The 1,995-nt window shown below is 64.1% G+C and carries 2 protein-coding genes; both read right to left on the minus strand.

The window, feature by feature from the left end; translation table 11 throughout:
• On the minus strand, nt 1–1,614 hold a 1,614-nt coding region (locus tag RMN95_RS00665; protein ID WP_309615051.1), incomplete at its 3' end, for an exonuclease domain-containing protein.
• 66 nt (nt 1,615–1,680) lie between these two features.
• On the minus strand, nt 1,681–1,995 hold a 315-nt coding region (locus tag RMN95_RS00670; RefSeq protein ID WP_309615052.1), incomplete at its 5' end, for an alpha-glucosidase C-terminal domain-containing protein.

Below are 1,995 nucleotides of genomic sequence, written 5' to 3' on the forward strand. Positions count from 1 at the left end.
CGTGTCGGGCTCATTCGCGGCTTCGGCTCTGAAGCTGCCGAGGTACTCCGTCACGCCCGTGTCGAGTTCGAGACCTATCTCCTCGAGAAGTTCGCGCGATAGGGCGTCAACGGCACTCTCACCGCGTTCGATCTTCCCGCCCGCTTGCATGAACGACGAGCTTCCCCGTTTGCGCACCAGCAGCGTACGACCGTCGGCGTCCGTGATGATCGCGGCAGCTACACGCAACACTGTCGGCCGAAGAGCAGGGCGCTCGGGAATGGCGGCCTGAGGGTCGTCGCCTTGAGCATCCGGTGTGTCAAACACCGCTAAGCCCGACCGTTGCTGCACCGACTCTTCTGGACCTGGCAGCGAGTCGTCTGGGTCGACACCTGACCATAGTGCTCCCTGGTCTTCCTCGGGGTCGAGCGGTGCAAATTCGAGCAGTGCGAATTCGACCGGTGCGGATTCGAATGGTGCGGATTCGACCGGTGCGGATTCGAACGGTGCGGATGGGACCAGCGTGAGGGGTTCATATTCGACGTCCCCAGCACCAGATTCGGGGGTGTGCTCCGTCTCCTCGTCCGAGACAGGCTCGTCGTCTGCGGCAGGCTCGTCGTCCGCGGCAGGCTCGTCGTCTGCACCCGGCTCGTCGTCCGCGGCAGGTTCCTCGTGCGCGACAGCCTCCTCGTGCGCGTCCTGATTGTCGTCTGCGACACCCGCGTCGGTAGGCGCCTGGGCGTGGTCATCCTGCGCGCTTTCGGCCGTCACTGCCTCCAGCTCGACGAGACTCCGCATAGCGGCTACCGGGATGGCTGGCGCCTCCAGTGCGGGCCTGTCAAGCACGAGAACACCGGTATCGAAGTCCAGATGCGGCACGCGCAGACTCGGTCGCGGTGAAGGGGCTTCAATGGGCTGTGTGTCGAGGATGCTCCCCGGATGTTCGCTGGTACGCACCGGCCATTCAGAGTCAGCCACGAAGTCCTGGTCGCCCTTGACTCGTCTGATGTAGTCAGCGAAGCTCGCGGCCTGCTCGGCGTACCAGGTGACCTGGCGTTCGTGGAGGTCGGCCAACGGCACGTCGAGCTGGTCTGGATACGCGGCGGCGAGGGCCTGGGCGACGCGACCCGCCGCAATGGCATCAGACCCGGCGTCGTGAGCATCATCCAGCGCAACGTCGTAGTGAGATGCGGTCACCTCGAGGGTGCGCTTACCCTTGCGGAATTTATCCACGACCTTGTCCAGTACGAGAGGGTCTATCACCGGTGTCGGAGGCCGGAGCGGCTCAAGTCCATGCCTGCGACATTCGCGGTCGAGCAGGCTGAGGTCGTATGGCGCGTTGTACACCACCAGGGGGATCCCGAGCGCGAACAGCACGCGCAGGCTCTGGGTAATTTCGGCAACAACCTCCTGGGCGCTGCGCCCGAGCGCGCGCGCACGCTCCGTGGTGATGCCGTGCACGGCGGAAGCGCCCGCGGGAATCTCGATGCCGGGATCGGCAAGCCAATCCCACCTGGCCACGATCGAGCCGTCCGGGTTGAGAATCGCGATGCAGGCGGACACTATTCGAGCGGTGTCGACATCGACGCCTGTGGTCTCGAGGTCGAAGACGCCGAGCTGGCCCCAGTTGTTCATGCCATCAGGCTACGACCGGGAGGCGACAGCACCGCGCAGGCTCGCTGTTTGCCCATGACGCGGTATTTAGACGCGACTGCCAGCAAAATGGGCATTCCCGAGGTGCAGCCAGTAGAAGCTCTGGGTGCCGAGGGTGAGTTTCACCGTGCCATCGTCGTTCACAGAAGGAAACTCACCTCCACCGAACAGGTCAAACGCCGTCGCACCCGCATAACCGTCGACCTCGATGGTCACTGATACCGGATTGTGCGCAAAGCTGAAGACGCACAGGATCGACTCAGGAGAGTCACCGAACTGGGTGCCGGCACCTTCGTACTCCCTCACGAAAGCCAACACAGACTCGTGATTGGTCCGGAGCACGCGGAGCGACCCGAGGCCGAA

It is taken from the genome of Salinibacterium sp., from assembly GCF_031364185.1.
Lineage (GTDB): Bacteria > Actinomycetota > Actinomycetes > Actinomycetales > Microbacteriaceae > Rhodoglobus.